Source organism: Fulvivirga kasyanovii, assembly GCF_009711405.1.
GTDB lineage: Bacteria > Bacteroidota > Bacteroidia > Cytophagales > Cyclobacteriaceae > Fulvivirga > Fulvivirga kasyanovii.
On record NZ_SMLW01000070.1, the window covers coordinates 1 to 461 of the forward strand.

The 461-nt window shown below is 40.1% G+C and carries 1 protein-coding gene; it reads left to right on the plus strand.

Going from position 1 to position 461, the window contains the following annotated elements; translation table 11 throughout:
• Positions 1–461, plus strand: a 461-nt coding sequence (locus E1163_RS00085; protein ID WP_221417856.1) for a pectate lyase family protein, incomplete at both ends; no start/stop codon positions are given.

Here is a 461-nt window from a genome sequence, read left to right on the forward strand (position 1 = left end):
TGCTGAAATAGTGAAAGTAACTTCGGCAGAGGAGTTAATAAAGGAAGCCGAATCAGAAGAGGCAAAAATCATTTTAGTACCGGAGGGAATCATTGATCTCAGAGACAGAAGAAAAGTAAAAGTATGCTATCAGGCATGTGATGTGAACACCATAACAAGTGGAGGCTATAACGGATACTGGAAAAGTAACGGTAAATGCCCTGGAAAAGAAACAACCACAAAAGAAGTAGAGCAGTGGGAACGCAGGATTTGGATCAAATCCAATAAAAGTATTATAGGCATGGGAAAAGGAGCTTCATTGCGAGGTGTTATGCTGTTTAATTATGGAAACAGCAACGTAATTATGAGAAACCTCAAGGTCTGGGACGTTAATCCACATATTATTGAAGCCCTTGACGGGGTGTTTTTAATGAACGTCTCCAAAATGTGGGTAGACCACTGTAGCTTCAAATGGATAAGTG